General features: G+C 64.1%; 16 protein-coding genes and 1 pseudogene. 10 read left to right on the forward strand and 7 right to left on the reverse strand.

All coding sequences use genetic code 11. The features are described 5' to 3' along the window. The first annotated feature begins 163 nt into the window (after nucleotides 1–163). The 4 genes from QIY50_19575 (at nucleotide 164) to QIY50_19590 (ending at nucleotide 3,425) form a co-directional block, all read left to right on the forward strand. Nucleotides 164–481, forward strand: a complete 318-nt coding sequence (locus QIY50_19575) for a hypothetical protein (GenBank protein ID WGV19533.1) — start codon at nucleotides 164–166, stop codon at nucleotides 479–481. A gap of 23 nt (nucleotides 482–504) precedes the next feature. After that, a complete protein-coding gene (locus tag QIY50_19580; GenBank protein ID WGV19534.1) occupies nucleotides 505–1,653 on the forward strand; it encodes a PQQ-dependent sugar dehydrogenase in 1,149 nt (382 codons plus the stop codon). Between the two features lie 69 nt (nucleotides 1,654–1,722). Continuing rightward, complete coding sequence (gene zapE / locus QIY50_19585; protein ID WGV19535.1) at nucleotides 1,723–2,829, forward strand: cell division protein ZapE; 1,107 nt, start codon at nucleotides 1,723–1,725, stop codon at nucleotides 2,827–2,829. Between the two features lie 14 nt (nucleotides 2,830–2,843). Further along, nucleotides 2,844–3,425: a DinB family protein gene (locus tag QIY50_19590; protein ID WGV19536.1), complete on the forward strand. Its 582-nt coding sequence runs from the start codon at nucleotides 2,844–2,846 to the stop codon at nucleotides 3,423–3,425. 122 nt (nucleotides 3,426–3,547) lie between these two features. On the opposite strand, the gene QIY50_19595 is transcribed toward QIY50_19590, so the two are convergent. The 4 genes from QIY50_19595 to yegQ all read right to left on the reverse strand — a co-directional run bounded on the left by QIY50_19595 (nucleotide 3,548) and on the right by yegQ (nucleotide 6,934). Then, nucleotides 3,548–4,552, reverse strand: a complete 1,005-nt coding sequence (locus tag QIY50_19595; protein ID WGV19537.1) for an alpha/beta hydrolase — start codon at nucleotides 4,550–4,552, stop codon at nucleotides 3,548–3,550. 75 nt (nucleotides 4,553–4,627) lie between these two features. Further along, the gene (locus tag QIY50_19600; protein WGV19538.1) at nucleotides 4,628–5,065 is read right to left on the reverse strand and encodes a YqaA family protein; all 438 of its coding nucleotides are present in this window, start codon (nucleotides 5,063–5,065) and stop codon (nucleotides 4,628–4,630) included. Beyond that, nucleotides 5,065–5,493 (reverse strand): DUF411 domain-containing protein, encoded by a 429-nt coding sequence (locus QIY50_19605; GenBank protein WGV23098.1) that lies wholly within the window; start codon nucleotides 5,491–5,493, stop codon nucleotides 5,065–5,067. Before QIY50_19605 ends, QIY50_19600 begins: the two co-directional genes overlap by 1 nt. Nucleotides 5,494–5,599: 106 nt before the next feature. Then, on the reverse strand, nucleotides 5,600–6,934 hold the full coding sequence (gene yegQ, locus QIY50_19610) for a tRNA 5-hydroxyuridine modification protein YegQ (protein WGV19539.1): 1,335 nt from the start codon (nucleotides 6,932–6,934) through the stop codon (nucleotides 5,600–5,602). Between the two features lie 133 nt (nucleotides 6,935–7,067). On the opposite strand from yegQ, the pseudogene QIY50_19615 reads away from it, so the two are divergent. Both QIY50_19615 and QIY50_19620 read left to right on the forward strand, forming a co-directional pair. Then, nucleotides 7,068–8,133, forward strand: a pseudogene (locus QIY50_19615) (AI-2E family transporter). 80 nt (nucleotides 8,134–8,213) lie between these two features. Then, complete coding sequence (locus QIY50_19620) at nucleotides 8,214–9,620, forward strand: PLP-dependent aminotransferase family protein (protein ID WGV19540.1); 1,407 nt, start codon at nucleotides 8,214–8,216, stop codon at nucleotides 9,618–9,620. Here QIY50_19620 and panB read toward each other — a convergent pair. From panB to QIY50_19635, 3 genes are all read right to left on the reverse strand, one after another. Then, nucleotides 9,608–10,423, reverse strand: coding sequence for a 3-methyl-2-oxobutanoate hydroxymethyltransferase (gene panB / locus QIY50_19625; protein WGV19541.1), 816 nt, complete (start codon nucleotides 10,421–10,423; stop codon nucleotides 9,608–9,610). The genes QIY50_19620 and panB overlap by 13 nt on opposite strands. Before the next feature lie 124 nt (nucleotides 10,424–10,547). Then, a complete protein-coding gene (locus QIY50_19630; GenBank protein ID WGV19542.1) occupies nucleotides 10,548–11,375 on the reverse strand; it encodes a phosphonoacetaldehyde hydrolase in 828 nt (275 codons plus the stop codon). Nucleotides 11,376–11,409: 34 nt separating this feature from the next. Continuing rightward, a complete protein-coding gene (locus QIY50_19635; GenBank protein WGV19543.1) occupies nucleotides 11,410–12,516 on the reverse strand; it encodes a 2-aminoethylphosphonate--pyruvate transaminase in 1,107 nt (368 codons plus the stop codon). A gap of 112 nt (nucleotides 12,517–12,628) precedes the next feature. Here QIY50_19635 and QIY50_19640 point away from each other — a divergent pair, with 112 nt between their 5' ends. From QIY50_19640 to QIY50_19655, 4 genes are all read left to right on the forward strand, one after another. Further along, nucleotides 12,629–13,492 (forward strand): LysR substrate-binding domain-containing protein, encoded by an 864-nt coding sequence (locus QIY50_19640; GenBank protein WGV19544.1) that lies wholly within the window; start codon nucleotides 12,629–12,631, stop codon nucleotides 13,490–13,492. A 38-nt stretch (nucleotides 13,493–13,530) separates the two neighbouring features. Continuing rightward, nucleotides 13,531–14,553, forward strand: a complete 1,023-nt coding sequence (locus tag QIY50_19645) for an AraC family transcriptional regulator (protein ID WGV19545.1) — start codon at nucleotides 13,531–13,533, stop codon at nucleotides 14,551–14,553. Between the two features lie 78 nt (nucleotides 14,554–14,631). After that, complete coding sequence (locus QIY50_19650; GenBank protein WGV19546.1) at nucleotides 14,632–15,474, forward strand: hypothetical protein; 843 nt, start codon at nucleotides 14,632–14,634, stop codon at nucleotides 15,472–15,474. Nucleotides 15,475–15,512: 38 nt separating this feature from the next. Then, nucleotides 15,513–19,148, forward strand: coding sequence for an NEL-type E3 ubiquitin ligase domain-containing protein (locus tag QIY50_19655; GenBank protein WGV19547.1), 3,636 nt, complete (start codon nucleotides 15,513–15,515; stop codon nucleotides 19,146–19,148).

Raw genomic sequence — 19,148 nt, forward strand, 5'->3', positions numbered from 1 at the left:
GTAGGAGCGGCCTTGTGTCGCGATGGGCTGCAAAGCAGCCCCCAGGGCCCATACTGAAACATCAGGAATCATCTCCACCCATATTCACACTTTTGCCGCGAACCCTTCGCGCCTTAGGCTATCAAACCCACCAGGCGCGGCATTTTCGTACAGGAGGTGAAGCATGACCCCGACATTGCCCATCCTGGCCCTCGGCCTGGCCCTGTACCTGCCTGCGCAAGCGGCCCCCGAACTACCCTTGCAACTCGCCGCCGGCAACAACAACCCCTACAACAGCCCGATCCAGCGCGCCAACCCCAACAGCCGCCAGGGCAGCATGCCGGCCACACCGCCCGTGCGCGGCCCGTCCACCGACCCGTACCAGCGCACGCCTACCCTGGACAACCGCGGCATCGGCAACGGCGACAACCTGCGCCGTCAGCAGCAAACCCCGAACCTGGAGCCTACCCGCCCGGCCCGCGGCAACCCGCGCGCGCCATGAGCGCCCTACGAAAGGAATCCTGCATGCTTCGAGCACCCTGGCTTGTCACCCTGACCACCGCCGCATTGCTGCCATTGCTGGCGCAGGCGGCGGCCGAACAGCAGTTTCGCAGTGAAGAAGGCACGTTGACCGTCAGCACAGTGGCCGATGGCCTGCGCAACCCTTGGGCCCTGGCGTTCCTGCCGGGCGGTAAGGACATGCTGGTCACCGAGCGCGCCGGCAACTTGCGGGTGGTCAACGCCGAAGGCAAGGTCGGCCCGCCGATCAGCGGTGTGCCCAACGTCTGGGCCGAGGGCCAGGGCGGCCTGCTGGATGTGGTGCTGTCGCCGGAATTCGCCAAGGACCGCACCGTCTATCTGTCCTACGCCGAAGAGGGCAGTGACGGCAAGGCCGGCACAGCGGTCGGCCGTGGCCAGTTGTCCCAGGACCGCGCCCGGCTGGAAAACTTCAGTGTGATTTTCCGCCAGCAGCCCAAGCTGTCGGAGGGCAACCACTTTGGCTCGCGCTTGGTGTTCGACCGCGACGGCTATCTGTTCATCGCCCTCGGCGAGAACAACCAGCGCCCGACTGCCCAGGACCTGGACAAGCTGCAAGGCAAGATCGTGCGTATCTTGCCGGACGGCGAGGTGCCCACGGACAACCCCTTCGTCGGCAAGGACAATGTGCGGCCGGAAATCTGGTCGTTCGGCCATCGCAACCAGCAAGGTGCCGCGCTCAACCCCTGGACCGGCAAGCTGTGGACCCACGAGCATGGCCCGCGTGGTGGCGACGAGATCAACATTCCCGAGCCCGGCAAGAACTATGGCTGGCCGGTCGCGACCCACGGCATCAACTACTCGCTTCTGCCCATTCCCGAGGCCAAGGGCAAGCATGTGCAGGGCATGGTCGACCCGCATCATGTGTGGGAGAAGTCGCCGGGTATCAGCGGCATGGCGTTCTACGACAGCCCCACGTTCAAGGCCTGGGACCACAACCTGTTCATTGGCGCGCTGGCCACCCAGGAGCTGATCCGCTTGCAGCTGGATGGCGACAAGGTGGTGCATGAAGAGCGTTTGCTGGGTGAGCTGAAGGCGCGTATCCGCGATGTGCGGGTGGGGCCGGACGGGTACCTGTATGTGCTGACCGATGACAAGGACGGCGCGCTGCTCAAGGTAGGCCTGGGCGACACTTGATCACCACTGTTGTACGCGCTCCCACAGGGATCGCGGCAGCCTTTTGAATTCAGCCGTGTAGAATGCCGCATGGCTATCGATCCCCACTCCCTCTACCAGCAAGCCCTGGCCACCCAGGGCTATGTCGCCGACCCCGCCCAGGCTTGCGCCGTCGAGGCCTTGCAAGCCTGCTTCCAGGCCGTCGAACAAGGCCACCCCACCCAGGGCATCTACCTCTGGGGCCCGGTCGGTCGCGGCAAGACCTGGCTGATGGACCAGTTCCACCGCTGCCTGCGGGTACCCAGCCGGCGTCAGCACTTCCATCACTTCATGGCCTGGGTCCACCAGCGCCTGTTCCAGCTAAACGGCACTGCCGACCCGCTGCTGGCGTTGGCTGAGGAACTGGCCGGGCAGATTCGCGTGCTGTGCTTCGACGAGCTGTTCGTCAACGACATCGGTGACGCGATCATCCTCGGCCGCCTGTTCCAGGTCCTGTTCGACCAAGGCGTGGTGATTGTCGCCACCTCCAACCAGCCACCCGGGCAGCTTTATCGCGACGGCTTCAACCGCGAGCGTTTCCTGCCGGCCATTGCCGCCATCCAGCGGCACATGCAGGTATTGCCGGTAGCCGGCGAGCAGGACCACCGCCTGCACCCCGGCGCCGAGCGCCAGCGTTACTGGGTGGTGCAAGCGGGGCAGGCCAGCCAGCTGGGCGAGGTGTTCCGCCAGCTCAGCCCCGGCGAAGCAGGCCACGATCAGCCCTTGACCATCGGCTCCCGACAGGTCCAGGTGGTACGGCGCAGCGCGCAGGCCATCTGGTGCCGCTTCACCGACCTGTGCGAGCAACCCTTGGCGGCCATGGAGTTCATGGCCCTGTGCGACCGTTTCCCGGCCATCCTGGTGTCGGGCATTCCGGCGCTGGGCGGCGAACAGCGGGCCGGGCGCATTGCCCGAGGCACCGAGGATGCTGCGGCGCGGGTGATGGCGGGCGATCGCGAACTGCCGGCGCTGTCGCCCAAGGACGACGCCGTGCGCCGCTTCATTGCCCTGGTCGACGAATGCTACGACCGCCGGGTGGCGTTGTACCTGGAAGCACAGGTGCCGCTGGATGCCCTCTACACTCAAGGGTATCTGGCGTTCCCGTACCAGCGGACCCTGAGCCGGCTACGGGAGATGCAACTGCAACGCTTCGCCTGAAAAGGAGCCGAACCATGGAGCCGTTGTCGCATCATCTGCTGACCCAGGCCTACAACAATGGCTGGGCCAACCACCGCCTGTACAAGGCCTGCCTGCAACTGACGCAGGACGAATTCGTCGCCCCTCGCTGCAGCTTCTTCCCGTCGATCAAGGCCACCCTCAACCACCTGCTGACGGTGGACTGGTTCTACCTGCACATGCTCGAGTGCGAGCAGCGTGGCGAGCAGCCCGACGCCGATGGCGAGCGTTTCTTCGACCCGGAACAGCCGTTTGCCACCTGCACCGACCTGCATGCCGAGCAGGCCCAGGCCGATCACCGGCTGATCGCCTATTGCAGGGGCCTGCGCGATAGTGAACTGGGGCGCTATGTCAGCATCGTGCGCCCCGAACGGGTGCAGCGCGAGCAACGGCTGCGCCTGTTGGCGCACCTGTTCGAGCACCAGGTGCATCACCGTGGGCAGGTGCATGCGATGCTCAGTGATACGGCGGTGAGGCCGCCGCAGCTGGATGAGTTTTTCTGCGAGGAAGAGGCGGGGTTGCGGGCGGCGGACTTTGCCGAGCTGGGCTGGACTGAGGAGCAGGTCTGGAAAATATAGGGGGCTGCTTTGCAGCCCTTCGCGGGCTCGCCCGCTCCCACAGGTAAATCACAGCTTCCGAAACCTGTGCAGTACCTGTGGGAGCTGGCTTGCCGGCGATGGGCCGCAAAGCGGCCCCCTAATCAGATCTGGCGCCCTAACCACTCCACCAGCGTACGGTTGAACCGCACCGGCTCCTCGATCTGCGGCGCATGCCCCATACCTTTGAAGGTAATCAGCTCACCCTTGGGAATCAGCTTGGCCACCTGCGGCCCCAGCTCTGCATACTTGCCCAGCTTCGCTTTCACCTCCGGCGGCGCGATGTCACTGCCGATGGCCGTGGTGTCCCGGTCACCGATCAGCAGCAGGGTGGGCATCTGCAGGTCCTTGAACTCGTGGTACACCGGCTGCGTGAAGATCATGTCGTAGATCAGCGCCGAGTTCCACGCCACCGCTTCATGCCCCGGCCCCTTGTTCAGGCCCACCAGCATCTGCACCCAGCGCTCGTACTCCGGCTTCCAGCGCCCGGCGTAGTAGGTCTTGCGCTCATACTCGCGCACGCCTTCGGCATCCAGTTCGAGCTCGCGCGCATACCACTGGTCCACCGTGCGATAGGGCACCCCCAGGGCTTTCCAGTCTTCCAGCCCGATGGGGTTGACCATCGCCAGGCGCTCCACCTGCCGCGGGTACATCAGCGCATAGCGTGTGGCGAGCATGCCACCGGTGGAGTGGCCGAGCACGATGCTTTGTTTCACGCCCAGTTGCTCGAGCAGGGCATGGGTGTTGCTCGCCAGTTGCTGGAAGCTGTACTGGTAGTGCGCCGGTTTGCTGGAGCTGCAGAACCCGACCTGGTCGGGGGCAATGACCCGGTAGCCAGCCTTGCTCAGGGCGTCGATGGTGGTTTCCCAGGTGGCGGCGCAGAAGTTCTTGCCGTGCATCAGCACCACGCTGTGGCCGTTGGCCTGGCCCTGGGCGGGCACGTCCATGTAGCCCATCTGCAGGGCCTGGCCCTGGGACTTGAAGTCGAAATGCTTGAGCGGATGCGGGTAACTGAAGCCCTCCAGCTGGGGGCCGTAGGTAGGCGGTTCGGCGGCGATGGCCGAACTGCCGGCGAGGCAGGCCAGGGCCAGGGCGGTTGCGCGCAGCATGGGGGCACTCCGTGTAGGGCCATGTAGGAAGGGGCGACTGTAACAGCCAGTGGACCACGCGGAACGTGAAAGGTGTTACCAGGCGTGAGACCAGCCCATGGTAATCATCGCCAGCACCCCATAGCGGCCGGCCTTGGCCAGGGTCACCAGCAGCAAGAAGCGCCAGAACGGCTCACGCATGATGCCCGCGATCAGCGTCAGCGGGTCACCGATCACTGGCATCCAGCTGAGCAACAGCGACCATTGCCCCCAGCGCTGGTAGCGCTGTTGCGCGCGCTCCAGCTGGGCAGGGCTGAACGGGAACCAGCGCTTGTCACGCAGGTGCTCGATGGCCCGCCCCAGCCCCCAGTTGACCACCGAGCCCAGCACATTGCCCAAGGTAGCCACCAGCAGCAGGGTGGCCCAGGCCTCGGGCTGGCGCAGCAAAAGGCCGACCAGCACGGCCTCCGATTGCAACGGTAGCAGGGTGGCGGCGCCGAAGGCGCTGAGGAACAGCGCCCACAGGCTGAGCATCAGTAGTTGGCGACCACGGTGTCCTTGCCGTCCTGGGTCACGCCAATGACCTGGTAGGCATCCTTGTGGTCACCCATTTCCATGCCGGGCGAGCCCATCGGCATGCCCGGCACGGCCAGGCCCTTGAGGTCGTTGCGCTTGGCCAGCAGGCGCACCTGCTCGGCCGGCACGTGGCCTTCGACGAACTTGCCGTCGATCACCCCGGTATGGCATGACGCCAGGCGTGGCGCCACGCCCAGGCGTTGCTTGACCGCACTCATGTTCGGCTCGACATGGTCGTTCACGGTAAAGCCGTTGTCGCGCAGGTGGCTGATCCAGGCCTTGCAGCAGCCGCAGTTGGGGTCGCGGTAGACGTCGATGGTCTCGGCAGCCTGGGCCAGGCCGGTGGCGGCCAGCAGGCCCAGGGTCAGCAAGTGTTTGCGCAGCATGGTGAAGCACTCCTTCCAGCGGTAGGTCAGCAGCATAGCGTAAGCGGCTTGCACGATGTTCGCTGCTGGCAGCTGACAGGTAGCTGAGGCGCACATTACAGGATTGTCAGCTGGCCGCCTCGTCGGTGCCGAGGTCGCGCATCAGCAGGGCGTAGTCGAGCGCGACCTGTTCCGGGATCGGCAGGTACACCACGTGGCCGTCACCCGGTGCCACCTCGATGGCTTGCTGCTGGCGGTCGCACAGGCGGTGCAGGTCGAAGTGGTAATTGCCGCGCGGGGTCATCAGCTCCAGGTGGTCACCCACGGCGAAACGGTTCTTCACCTTGACCTCCGCCAGGCCGTCCACACGCAAGCCGGTCAATTCGCCGACGAACTGCTGGCGCTCGGAAACCGAGTTGCCGCGCAGGTAGTTCTGGTATTCATCGTGCACATGGCGGCGCAGGAAACCTTCGGTGTAGCCGCGTTGGGCCAGGGATTCGAGGTTGCCCATCAGCGTGCGGTCGAACGGCCGCCCGGCCACCGCGTCGTCAATCGCCTGGCGGTACGCCTGTACCGCGCGGGCGCAGTAGAAGTGCGACTTGGTGCGGCCTTCGATCTTCAGCGAGTGCACGCCCATGGCGGCCAGGCGCCCGACGTGCTGGATGGCGCGCAGGTCCTTGGCATTCATGATGTAGGTGCCGTGCTCGTCTTCGAACGCCGGCATTTCGGTGCCGGGGCGGTTGCTCTCCTGCAGCAGGAATACCTGTTCGGTCGGCGCACCCAGGCCCAGGGTCGGCTGCACTTCACGCACGATGTCGCCGGTGGCGTTCTCGGTGGCCGGGGTGGCGTCGTACTTCCAGCGGCAGGCGTTGGTGCAGGTGCCCTGGTTGGCATCGCGCCTGTTGAGGTAGCCCGACAGCAAGCAACGGCCGGAGTAGGCCATGCACAGGGCGCCGTGTACGAAAACCTCCAGCTCCATGTCTGGCACCTGCTGGCGGATTTCCTCGATCTCTTCGAGCGACAGTTCGCGCGACAGGATCACCCGGCTCAGGCCCAGTTGCTGCCAGAACTGCACACTGGCCCAGTTGACCGTGTTGGCCTGCACCGACAGGTGCACCGGCATCTTCGGGAAGTGCTGGCGCACCAGCATGATCAGGCCGGGGTCGGACATGATCAGCGCATCCGGCGCCATCTCTATCACCGGCGCCAGGTCCTTGAGGAAGGTCTTGAGCTTGGCATTGTGCGGGGCGATGTTGACCACCACGTAGAAGCGCTTGCCCAGGGCATGCGCCTCCTGGATGCCCAGGGCCAGGTTGGCATGGTCGAACTCGTTGTTGCGCACCCGCAAGCTGTAGCGAGGCTGGCCGGCGTAGACCGCGTCGGCGCCATAGGCGAAGGCGTAGCGCATGGTCTTGAGGGTGCCGGCGGGGGCCAGCAGTTCGGGCTTGGCGATAGGGGTCATGTGCGCACCGGGGCAAAAGGCGCGGATGCTAGGGCGGGTAGACACGGCGTGTATTGATTTACATCAACGGAACAGCGGCACTTTTGCCCGGGCGCGGTGCACTAATACCGCATAAGCCATTCGAGGACCCGCGATGAACCAGACCGCCCTGCAGAACAAAGCCCTGGCAGTACTGCTGGCGCTGGTGACCATCGCCTTCATCTGGATCCTGTTGCCCTACTACGGTGCGATTTTCTGGGCGGTGATACTGGGCATACTGTTCGCCCCGCTGCAGCGGCACCTGCTGTTGCGTTTCGGTCGCCGGCGCAACCTGGCCGCGGCGACCACCTTGCTGGTGTGCCTGCTGGTGGCGATCCTGCCGGTGATCATCACCAGCGCGCTGCTGGTGCAGGAGGGCGCTGCCTTGTACCAGCGCATCGAGCACGGGGAGCTGGATATCGCCGGTTATGTCGAGCGCGGCAAGGACATGCTTCCGGCGTTTGCCCAGCAGGCCCTGGACAGCATGGGCATGGGCAACCTTGACGGGCTGCGCGACAAGATCAGCAAGTGGGCTACCCAGGGTAGCCAGGTGCTGGCTAGCCAGGCGTTCAACTTCGGGCAGGGAACGTTCGAGTTCGTGGTCAGCTTCGGCATCATGCTGTACCTGTTGTTCTTTTTCCTGCGCGAAGGCGCGGAGGTCGCCCGCCAGGTGCGTCTGGCGGTGCCGCTGCCGGAGCAGCAGAAGCGCCGTTTGCAGCTGAAGTTCAACCGTGTGGTACGGGCGACGGTGAAAGGCAACGTGCTGGTGGCCATTACCCAGGGGGCGTTGGGCGGGTTCATCTTCTGGGTACTGGATATCCCCAGTGCGCTGGTGTGGGCGGTGCTGATGGCGTTTCTGTCGCTGTTGCCGGCGGTAGGGGCGGGGATCGTGTGGGCGCCGGTGGCGGCGTATTTCCTGCTGACCGGGGCGATACTGCCGGGGCTGATCCTGACCGCGTTCGGCGTACTGGTGATCGGCCTGGTGGACAACCTGCTGCGGCCGATCCTGGTGGGCAATGGACACGCGCATGCCGGACTACCTGATCCTGGTGTCGACCTTGGGTGGGCTGGCGGTGTTCGGGCTCAACGGCTTTGTGATCGGGCCGTTGATCGCGGCGCTGTTCGTGTCGAGCTGGGCGATCTTTGCGGCCACCAAGCCGCAGGTACAATTGCCGCAGTAGGGCTTTACCGGCGGGCGTGTCGGGTTCAGTGTAGGCGCGACACAAGGCCGATCCTGCAAAAGCGGTGCATAGACAAGGTTATGGAAAACAGGTCGAACAACAACCCCGAATACACCTACCAGGCGGTTTACCGCTACCTGCTCGAACGTATCGAGGCCGCCCCATGCGACGTGGAACAACGCCTGCCGTCGCTGCGCGAGCTGGCCCGGCGCCTGAGTGTTTCGGTGTCCAGCACCAAGTACGCCTATGCGCTGCTCGAAGATGAAGGGCGGGTGCATGCACGGCCCAAGCTGGGCTATTTCACCCGCACTCGCCCCTCTGCATTGCGCGGGCATTCCCCGGGCTTGCTTGACACGGTATTCGCCAGTGCCCGTCAGCCGGGTATGCTCGCCCTGGGCAGTGATGCGCCAGCCATGCTGCTGTCGCTGGAGCAGCCACTGCTGATGATCGAGCGCGAACTGGCGCGCCAGTACCCACGTGCACAGGCCCCCCTTTACCAACCGTTCGGTGAACCGGAGCTGCGCAGCGTGCTGGCCGACCGCTACACCCATTCGGCGCAGCACTACTGGCAGGCCAACCAGGTGTTCATCGGTGCAGACTTGCGCAGCGTCCTTGAACTGGCATTGCGCGCGCTGGACTTCGAGGGCCAGGTGGCGCTGGTGGAGTCGCCTTGCAATTGGGCGGTATTGCGACAGTTGCAGGCGGCAGGCATGACCATCCTTGAAGTGCCACTGGGTGAAGACGGGCGTTTCGACCTGCAGCACTTTCACCAGTTGCTGTGTGATCATCCGGTTCGTCTGGCCGTGCTGTCGTCGGCGGCCAACGTGCCGCAAGGTGGGCTGATGCCGGCGGCAGACAAGCAGCAGATCTGCCACTGGCTGGCCAGCTACAATGTGTGGCTTTTCGAAAACGATGCTTACGGCGAATTGTGTTTCCATCCGGCAGCGCCACGCTACCGCGACTTCGCCGACCCCGATCGGCTGCTGGTGTTCGCTACGTTCGACAAGCTGATTGGTGCGGAGGCGCCCTTTGGCTATCTGCTATGCCGGCATCATGCCGAACGCTTGCAGCAGCTGTTTCTTGAGCGTGCCTTTCGCCTATCACCCATTCGCCAGCGAGCGATCGCCAGGCTGTTCACTTCGCGCCGACTTGAGCAGCATCTACAGCGTTTGCGGCCCATGCTGCAAGAACGCCTGCAACAGATGGCGGCGCTGTTGCAAACCCACGGCCAGGGGCGCCTGCACATCGTCGCGCCGCAGGGCGGGGCCAGCCTGTGGTTGCAGGCGACCCGCCCGGTGGACATGCGCCGGGTCTTCGCCCGGTTGCTGGCGCAGCGCATCGTCATTGCCCCAGGCGAAATCTTCAGCCAGTGCGGCCTTTGGCGCAGCCACTTACGGCTGTGTTGCAGCGTGGACTGGAGCAAGGATATTGCCTTGGCCCTGCAATGCCTGGTCAAGGCGATCGAGGATGAAGCTCACACGCCGTAGCAGTGTTGCAAGGTTGGAAACACGCCGTTGCGTACTTCCTGCGCATAGCGGCCACAAGCCTCGCGGATTACCTGGCCGACGTCGGCGTACTGCTTGACGAAGCGCGGCGCATGACCGCTGCCCAGGCCGAGCAGGTCTTCGGTCACCAGCACCTGGCCATCGCAGGTGGGTGAAGCGCCAATACCAATGGTCGGCTTGGCGCTGGCTTCGGTGATGGCGCGGGCCACTGGCTCGGCCACGCCTTCGAGCAACAGGCTGAAAGCGCCGGCGCGCAGGTTGGCCTGTGCGTCGGCCAATAGCGTCGCAGCACTGTCCTCGCTCAGCCCCTGGGCCTTGTAACCACCCATGGCATTGACGAATTGCGGCATCAGGCCGATGTGCGCCATTACCGGGATGCCACGGGCGACGAGGAACTCGACAGTGCTCGCCAACACCTGGTTGGCCTCCAGCTTGACGGCATCGCAGCCGCTGCTGGCCAGTACCTGGGCGCAGTTGCGAAACGCCTGCTCGTGGGACGCCTGGTAGCTGCCGAACGGCATGTCGGCGATCACGCAGGCCAGGCGGGTGCTGTCGACCACGGCGCGGGTATGGGCGATGGTCTCGTCCAGGCGCATGCCGAGGGTGGACGGCCGACCGTAGCCGACCATGGCCGTGGAGTCGCCGACCAGGATGAAATCGACCAGCGGGTCGATCACTTGAGCGATGGTGCTGGAGTAGGCGGTCAGCGAAACGATCTTCTGCCGACCTTTCATGGCCACCAGTTGCGGAATTGTCAGGCGGCGGGTGCGGGCGTGTGTGCTCATCGGGGCTGGGTATCTCCGGACAGGGAGAGCCCATGTTTTGGCAATTGCAGCGACAACTCAATATACAGATCCGGGCCAGATCGCAACCCAGAACAAGGGGCCGCAAAGCGGCCCCAATGCCGGTTCAGGAAGCTTGCGGCATCTCACCCTTGGCCAGGCGCCGGTTGATGTCGGCGATCACTTCGGGCAGTTCGTTGATGGTGTCGATCAGGTAGTGCGGGCGGCTGCCGGCGAACAGGGCATGGATGCGCTGGCGCTCGCTTTGCAGCTGCTCGGCGCTCAGCGCGCGGTAGCCTTCCCAGGTCAGCCCCAGGGCATTGCCCGAGCACACCAGGGCCACGGTCCACATGCCGGCGCGGCGGCCTTCGAGAATGCCCGGCACGGTGTCGTCGACCTTCACGCACGCCGCCACATCGTCGATACCCAGCGCGATCACGTTGGCCAGTGCCTGGGCCGGCCATGGGCGGCCGTTCGGGGTTTCGTCGGTGGCCACCACATGGTCGGCCACGTAGCCGTTCTGCGCGGCCAGCTCTACCACCTTGTCCATCACCACCTTCGGGTAGCCCGAGCACGAGCCGATCTTCAGGCCGTCCTGGCGCAGCCCGGTAAGGGTGTCCAGGGCGCCGGGGATCAGCGCCGAGTGCACCGCGATCTTCTCGATCTGCAGGGGCATGAAGCGGTTGTAGATGGCGGTGACATCATCGTCGGTCGGGGTACGGCCGAACACCTTGCGGTAGCGCTCGGCTATTTCCGGCACATCGCACAGGGTGCGGATGTGGTCCCATTTGCCCATGCCCATCGGGCCGCGGGCTTCTTCGATGGACACCTGCACATCGAATTCGGCAAAGGCTTCGACAAATATCTGGGTCGGGGCGAAGGAGCCAAAGTCGACCACGGTGCCGGCCCAGTCGAGGATGGCGGCTTGCAGCTGAGTGGGGTTGCTGTAGTTCATGTGCGCGTGTTCCTGAAATTGGGTGGGCAAAGGGTCAGATATCCAGCACTTCCATTTCCCGCAGCACCTCGGCCACGGCATTCACGGCAGCCTGCATGCCATCGGCTCCGACCACGCCGATGCAACCGACACGGAAGGTTTCCACCTGGGTCAGTTTGCCGGGGTAGAGGATGAAGCCCTTGGCCTTGACCCGCTCATAGAAGTCCTTGAACTGGTAGCGGGGATCGTTCGGCGCGTGGAAGGTGACGATGATCGGTGCCTGGATCGCGGCAGGCAGGAAGCTGCGCAGGCCGATGGCGGCCATGCCGTCGAGCAGGGTCTTGCAGTTGTCGGCATAGCGCCGGTGGCGTGCCGGCAGGCCACCTTCCTCGTTGTACTGCTGCAACGCTTCGTGCAGGGCAGCGACCACGTGGGTCGGCGGGGTAAAGCGCCACTGGCCGGTCTTGGCCATGTAGGTGTGCTGGTCGTGCAAATCCATGGCCAGCGAGTGGGCGTTGCCCTCGGCGGCGGCCAGGGCGGTTTTCTCGGCGAATACGAAGCCCATGCCGGGTACCCCTTCCAGGCACTTGCCAGAGGCGGCGATCAGCGCTTCGAAGGGGATTTCGCGGGCGTCGATCGGCAGCGCGCCGAACGAGCTCATGGCGTCGATGATCAGGCGCTTGCCGTGGCCTTTGACCACTTGGGCGATCTCGGGCAGCGGGTTGAGGATACCGGTGCTGGTTTCGCAGTGGATCAGCGCGACATGGGTGATGGCCGGGTCGGCGGCCAGCAGGCGGTCGACGTCGGCGGCGGTGGTCGGCTGGTCTTCGGCGGTTTCGAAGGTGCTGTAGGCGCGGCCCAGTACCTTGCAGATCTTTGCCAGGCGCTGGCCGTAAGCGCCGTTGATCAGCACCAGGACCTTGCCGTCACGTGGCACCAGGGTACCGATAGCCGCTTCCACGGCGAAGGTACCGCTGCCTTGCAGGGGCACGCAGTGGTGGCTGGCGCTGCCATCGATGATGGCCAGCAGTTGCTCGCATACACTGGCAGTCAACTGGTTGAAGTCGCGGTCCCAGGAGCCCCAGTCCACCAGCATGGCTTGGCGGGTGCGGATTGATGTGGTCAGGGGACCTGGGGTCAGCAGAATCGGGGCGTTGCTCATTCCGTTATTCCTCACAAGCGGTGGGCTGAAACTACGGGGCCTAGGTTGCAATTGGCGCTTCCATCAATCAAATTGTTTGTTGTTATCCGAGCTATAAGTCAGGCCGATACTCATGAACCTGTTTCAACTGCGCGCCTTCGATGCCGTTGCCCGTGAAGGCAGCTTCACCCGCGCCGCCGCACGCCTGTTCATCAGCCAGCCGGCAGTGACCGGGCACGTCAAGGCCCTGGAAGAGCACTACCAGATCACCTTGCTGCGGCGCACCGCGCGGCGGGTGGAACTGACCGAAGAGGGCACCCGCCTGGCGGCGATCACGCGGGCCATGTTCGGCCTGGCCGAAGAGGCGCAGGCCATGCTTGAGGCCAATCGGCAGTTACTGACCGGGCGCCTGGAGGTGGCGGCCGATGGCCCGCACCGGGTCATGCCAATGTTGGCGCTGCTGCGCGAGCGCTACCCGGGCATCACCGTCAACCTGCGCTTGGGCAATGCCCAGGAAACCCTGGCGGCGTTGCTCAGCGAGCACGCCGACGTTGCCGTGCTGACCGAAATCGAGCCGCGCAAGGGCCTGTACCTGCAAAGCCTCTGCGAATCGCGGCTGTGCGCTCTGCTCCCAGCCGGGCACGCCTGGGCGCAGGTACAGGAGGATCTGCCACTGGCCGAACTGCACCAGCAGATCATGGTGTTGCGCGAGCCCAGTTCCACCACCCGCCGTACGTTCGACAAGGCCTGTGGCGCTGCCGGTGTACAGCCGCGGGTGCTGCTGGAGCTGGACAGCCGCGAGGCGGTGACCGAGGCGGTGGCTTCGGAGCTGGGCGTTGGCGTGGTGTCGTCGACCGAGGTCGCCAACGACCCGCGGGTGGTGGCGCGCCCCTTGGCAGGTGAGGGCCTGCGCAACCAGCACATGCTCGGCTGCCTGGAACGGCGCCGGGAACTGCGCCTGATCCAGGCGTTCCTGGGCCTGGCGTCGGGACTTTGAGCCAGCCTAATATGCCGGCATCAGCGAATGGATTGGCAATGAGCGAGAAAGACACGATCTCCATGCAACTGGTGCGCGAAGCCCTGTTGCAATCCTGCCCGGCGGGGGAGCCCGATGCCGCGCTGCTGGCCCGGGCCGGGATTGATGCCGGGCAGTTGCAGGCGCCTGCCGCACGGGTCAGTGCCGAGGCCTACGCCAGGCTCTGGCGCCTGCTGGCGCGGCGCTGCAACGACGAGTTCTTCGCCATGGACCCACGCGGCCTGCGCAGCGGCAGCCTGGCCTTCATGTGTCGGGCGAGCATGGCTCAGCCGACCTTGGGCGAGGGCCTGGACACCGCACTGGCGTTTCTCTCGCTGACGCTCGAAGACCTGCAGCCGAGCCTGGTTCGCCAGCAAAGCCTGGCCGAGATTGTCATCAACGAACCGCGTGACGAGCCCCGGCGGGCATTCACTTATTTCACCTTCTGGATGATCGTGCATGGCGTGGCCTGCTGGCTTGCCGGGCGGCGCATTCCGATCCTGGCCATCGACCTGCGCTGCGCCGAGCCGCCTTTCTGTGACGACTACCGGGTGCTGTTCTCGGACAACCTGCACTTTGATCGCCCACGCACGCGCATGATCATCGCCGCCGATTGCCTGGACCTGCCACTCAAGCGCAATGCCGAGGAGCTGCAGCGCTTCCTGGCCGAGGCGCCGGGCAACATCCTGGTCAAGTACCGCGATCCGTCCAGCCTCGCCCGGCGAATACGCAGCGACCTGCTGCAGCTGGCGCCGGGGCAATGGCCCGACGGCGATACCCTGGCGTGCCAGTTGTGCCTGTCGCCCTCGACCCTGCGCCGGCGCCTGGCCGAGGAAGGGCAGACCTATCAAGGGCTCAAGGACAGCGTCCGGCGCGAACTGGCGATTGCCTGGCTGAGCCAGGAAGAGCCAGCCATGGGTGAAATCGCCGAGCGCCTGGGCTTTGCCGACAGCAGTTCGTTCTACAAGGCCTTCCGTAAATGGTTCGGCTGCAACCCGGGGCACTACCGCACGTTGATCCAGGCGCGCGGCAGCCGCAGCTGAACTGTGCCCGCTTCCTTCTGAAAACGGCAGGCAGCAACTGCCAGATTGCCTGCCCTTTTCAGCGACGTGGAGCACATCGTGCGCAATTTCCCGACTGTATCGAGCAATCAGACCTTCCCAACGGATGAAGACGTGCGACGCGCGCAGGATGCGTTCATCCACCAGCGGCTGCCCCAGTGGCTCAAGGATGCCTCAGCGCAGGAAATCAGCATCCTGCGCAGCTTGTTTGCCGCCCATAAAGCCAGCCAGGATGCCTTCCGCCAAGCCACGGCCGCTGCCTTGTCCGTGCCTGAGTATGCGCGGCAGCAGTTTTCCCGGGCGCTGAAAGATCTGCTGCCAGCCGATCAGAGCCTGGATACGCTGGAGTGGCGACAGCAATTGATCCGAGGGATAAGCGGCCAGCCGCCCTATGTCGATACCGACTTCCGGCTGGAGCCCGGCCTGCTGCGGCTGATGCAGAACTTTGGCGTAGGTGCCACGCCGTTGGAAGGCAGTGGGCTGGTTGCACCCGGTACCAGCAAGGTGATATCTGGCGACCTGGAGGCTTTGGTCAAGGCTTGCCGCGAGCTGGATGCGGGTAGCCGTTATCAGGCACTGCTGCACGATACCTTCGGCAAGCACCGGGCACTGCTGGTCAAGGACAAGCAGGCAGGGTTCAAGCTTGCCGTGCACATCGCGTTCCTCAAGAAGACCATCGATGCCGATACCAAGGCTGCGCTGGAAGCCTGCATCAGTGGGGGCCAGGCCGAGTCGGGACTCACCGCCTATCCAGGACTGATGTCGGTGATGAAGGTGCGCATCCATGAGGCTCTTTTCGTGCAGCTGCGTGGGCCAGATGACAGTGATCGAGGTGTGGTGGTCTATCTCCCGGGCGACCCGGTCGAACCGCTGCGCTGGTATGCATCCAACAAAGCACTGTGAGTGCCGCTTTGGTCGTCGATCTGCGCGATGCGCGGTACATGAATGCTTTCATTCAATTGATCGCGCTGCGCGACCGAAGGGCATTCACCCACACGCTGCTGAATCGCCTTCGCGACAAAGTGCCAGACCTGGAAGTGGAGGGTGAAACCGGCACGGGGCAAGTGTTCGAACGCTGGGTGCGTGACCAGATCAATCGCGTCGAGGACGATGCCAAGATGTTGCTGGTGTCTATGGCAGACGCCAACGCCATGGCCAGCAAGGAACGTCTCGAGGCCTGGAAGGGGCTTGGCTGGGGGCTGGTCAACGTGGCCGGGTTCTTCATCCCGGAAGTCGGCGCCTTGTTGTTGGCGCAGATGCTGACGCAGGTGTGTGCCGAGGTGTTCGAAGGGACCGTGGATTGGGCCAAAGGGCATGATCATGAGGCGCTGGAACATGTGCTGAACGTTGCCGAAACCTTGGCTGCGGCTGCTGCTACGACCGGTGTGGTGGTTGGCGCTGGCGTGGCGCTGCGGCACTTCACCCGCAGCACCTTTGTCGATGGCCTTGAAGCGGTCAGCACCGGGGTGAGCGCCGAGGGGCGGTTGTGGAGCGATGACCTCAGTGTGTACCGCACGTCAGCCGAGGGCGCCAAGCTTGAAGGCGATGGCCTTTATCACCTCGGCGAACGTCGCTGGATGCGTGTGGACGCGCATTTCTACCAGGTGCACCAATCCCCTGAGAACGGGCCATGGCGCATTCGTCATCCGCAGCGGCCAGAGGCTTATGGGCCATTGGTCGAATGCAATGGCGAACGGTTCTGGCGCTTGCCGGACGAGACGCCACTGATGTGGAACGATGCCGCCATGATGCTCGACCGGTTGTGGCCACAACGTCAGCCGCTCGATCAGCAAACCGGGCAGCAGGTGCTGCAGGCGGCATGTTGCGACATCGATGAATTGCGCGGCATCCTGGTGGAGAACCGGGCATTGCCGGTCAACCTGCGCAGTACCCTGCGCGCATTTGCCGCCGATGCACGCATCAATCGCTTTTTTGCAGCACTGCGTTCCAGTCCGGGCGACATCAGTGACCCGCAACTGCATGACTGGTGCCGGCAGCAGCCGGTGCTTGCCGAGGTGAAGGACAGCGACCTGGCCAGCGCCATCGAGCAGCATGCACCACGCTTGCGCCAAAGGTTGTTCGGCTATCTCACCCAGACGGACGCGGGCACAGACCCGGCAGTGCAACTGATCCTGCGCGACTTTCCAGACCTTGCGCCCGATTATGCAAGCGAACTGGCCACCCGGCTGAGCCTCCCCGAACGGGAACAGGTCGAGCTTCAGCGGCGTCTGCCATTGTCGGTGTCGACCCAGGCTCGCGCGTTACAACAGTTGGCCCGGCTCAACCGGGCCCAGCAAGGGCTGATGCTGCGCAATGCCTACAACGAGGTGACCGGTGAGGTCGTGTTCGGGGTACTGTCGCGCCTTGACCATTGGTCCTACCCTGAGCGCCTGGAACTGCGTGAGCGGTCTTCGTCAGGCCGCTTGCTGGCTGTGCTCAATCCGCAATCGCCAGAGGCGACTCAGTCGATTCTGGTGCACAAGGATGGCCAATTCATTCTCCATGATGAGCGTGGTGTGGCGTTGGAGCAGCAAAGCGCCGAACCGGATGATCTGTTCCATGTCATCACCACCCTGCTCAGCACCGAGCAACGCCTTGGCCTGGGCTTGGGCTTGGGCAGCGTAGGGCAGGCCGCGACATTGCGGCGCCAGGTAATCGACAAGCTGCCGGTCGATCGTGAAAAACTGCTTCGGCTGTTCGGCTGGGTGGCGCGCAGAGGCTGGTTCAACCCGGGGCAACGTTTGCCTGATGGTAGGGTGGGCTATGCACTGGGCGGAGGCCACTCACGTGAATGGGCGCCGGTATTGCGCATACGCCGACGCCTTGCAGAACTCTACGAAGGCGACTCTCCCAGGCAGATCGATGAACATGTGCATCGGATCATGGAGAGCGACCGGCCGTTCGACACGCTGCTTTTCGAGGAGCAAAATTTCCGTTTGCTCAATGGCCAGCTTGGCGAGTGGGTCGCGGGTGCGACCGGCCATGAACAGGCGGCGCGTCGGCAATTTGCACGCAGCATGCGCGCCGCCTGGCGCCGGCAACTGCAGAACGATGGCGAACAACAGCCGGGGCACGGCTTGCTGCTGGACCTCAGCGGCCATCAGGTGACTAGCCTGCCGGAGCTGCATCGCGGCATCGACTTCAACCATGTCACCACCCTGGTCATGATCAACACACCACTGCAGTCTATGCCAAATGCATTCTTCAGTTGCTTCGGGCAGCTGCGTCGGCTGAACCTGGCGAGGAACCGCCTGACCGCTGTGCCTGAAGGGATCCAGCATTTGACGCGGCTGGAAACCCTGCAGCTGTCCCACAACAGTATCCGTCTTGAGGAGCAAGGGCGTAATACCTTGGCTGAACTCTCACGTCTGACGTCTCTTGACCTCAGCTTCAATCCCCTGCGCCGAATGACGTTGCACTTCCATCAGGCGCCGGTGCTGACGCACCTGTACCTCGCTCATTGTCGCCTGCTGGAATGGCCTGTCGGCCTGGAATATTGCTGGATGTTGAGACTTGTGGACTTGCGTTCGAACCAGCTGAACGAGATACCCGACACGATCATGCGCATGCCTTTTGGCTTCCGGTCGGCGCTCCAGCTGGACCACAATTCCATCCCCCTGGAGCAACTGAATCGCTTGCGTGCCCGCCCTCGTCATGAACTGCATCACGACCAAGAGGCGCCCGGTATCCAGCGGTCTGCCCGCCAGGTATGGGTGGGTCCGCAGGCCACCGCTGAGCAGGCAGCGCGATGGGACCGGTTGTTTGCTGACGACAATCAGGCCAGTTTGCTCAACCTGTTGAAAAAGCTGCAGGACAGCGCAGATTACCTCAATGCTGCTTATCGCGAGGACCTGACTACACGTGTATGGGCGCTGCTGGATGCGATGGATGATGATGCCGAGCTGGCTCAGGCGATCAACACACTTGCCAGCGAAGACACCACTTGCGTGGACAACGCCGCGGAGCGCTTCAGCGAGCTGCAAGTGCACGCCCTGGTGGTCAAGGCGAATCGTGCGCCGGCAGGTCAGAAGGCTGCGTTACTCGAACTGGGCCTGGGACTGTTTCGGCTCGACGCGCTGAAAGCGTTCATCAGAGAGGATATAGCGGCACGGCTGTTGGTTGACCCTGAACTTGACCAGGTCGAGGCCAGCCTCTACTACCTGGTCACTTTGGCCAAGGAACTGAAACTGCCAGCGCAGCCCCGCTCGATGATGTTTGTCAGGCTTGGCGAGGTCAGCAAAGCGAAGCTCGATGAGGCGCGCAATCATGTGAAGGCCGCGCAAACCATCGAGGCACAGGCCTGGTTCCTGAGTGAACAGGTATTCTGGAGCGAGTGGCTGCAAGCACAGGAGCAGAACAAGGCGCAGTTCAAGGCCATCACGGATGATTACGCTGCCAGGGCCGGCGTGCTGGCGGACCAGGAGGGGCTGACCAGCGAGCAGTACCTGGAGAGGTGGACAACCCTGGATGAGCTTCGCAACGCCGCGTTCTCGCGCCTGAAAGTGCTGTTGACCAAGGAGGTTTTGCAAGCCCGGGCCGAAGACGCAGAGGGGCGAACCAGCGATCCTGAACGCTAG

The organism is Pseudomonas putida, from assembly GCA_029953615.1.
Classification (GTDB): Bacteria; Pseudomonadota; Gammaproteobacteria; order Pseudomonadales; family Pseudomonadaceae; genus Aquipseudomonas.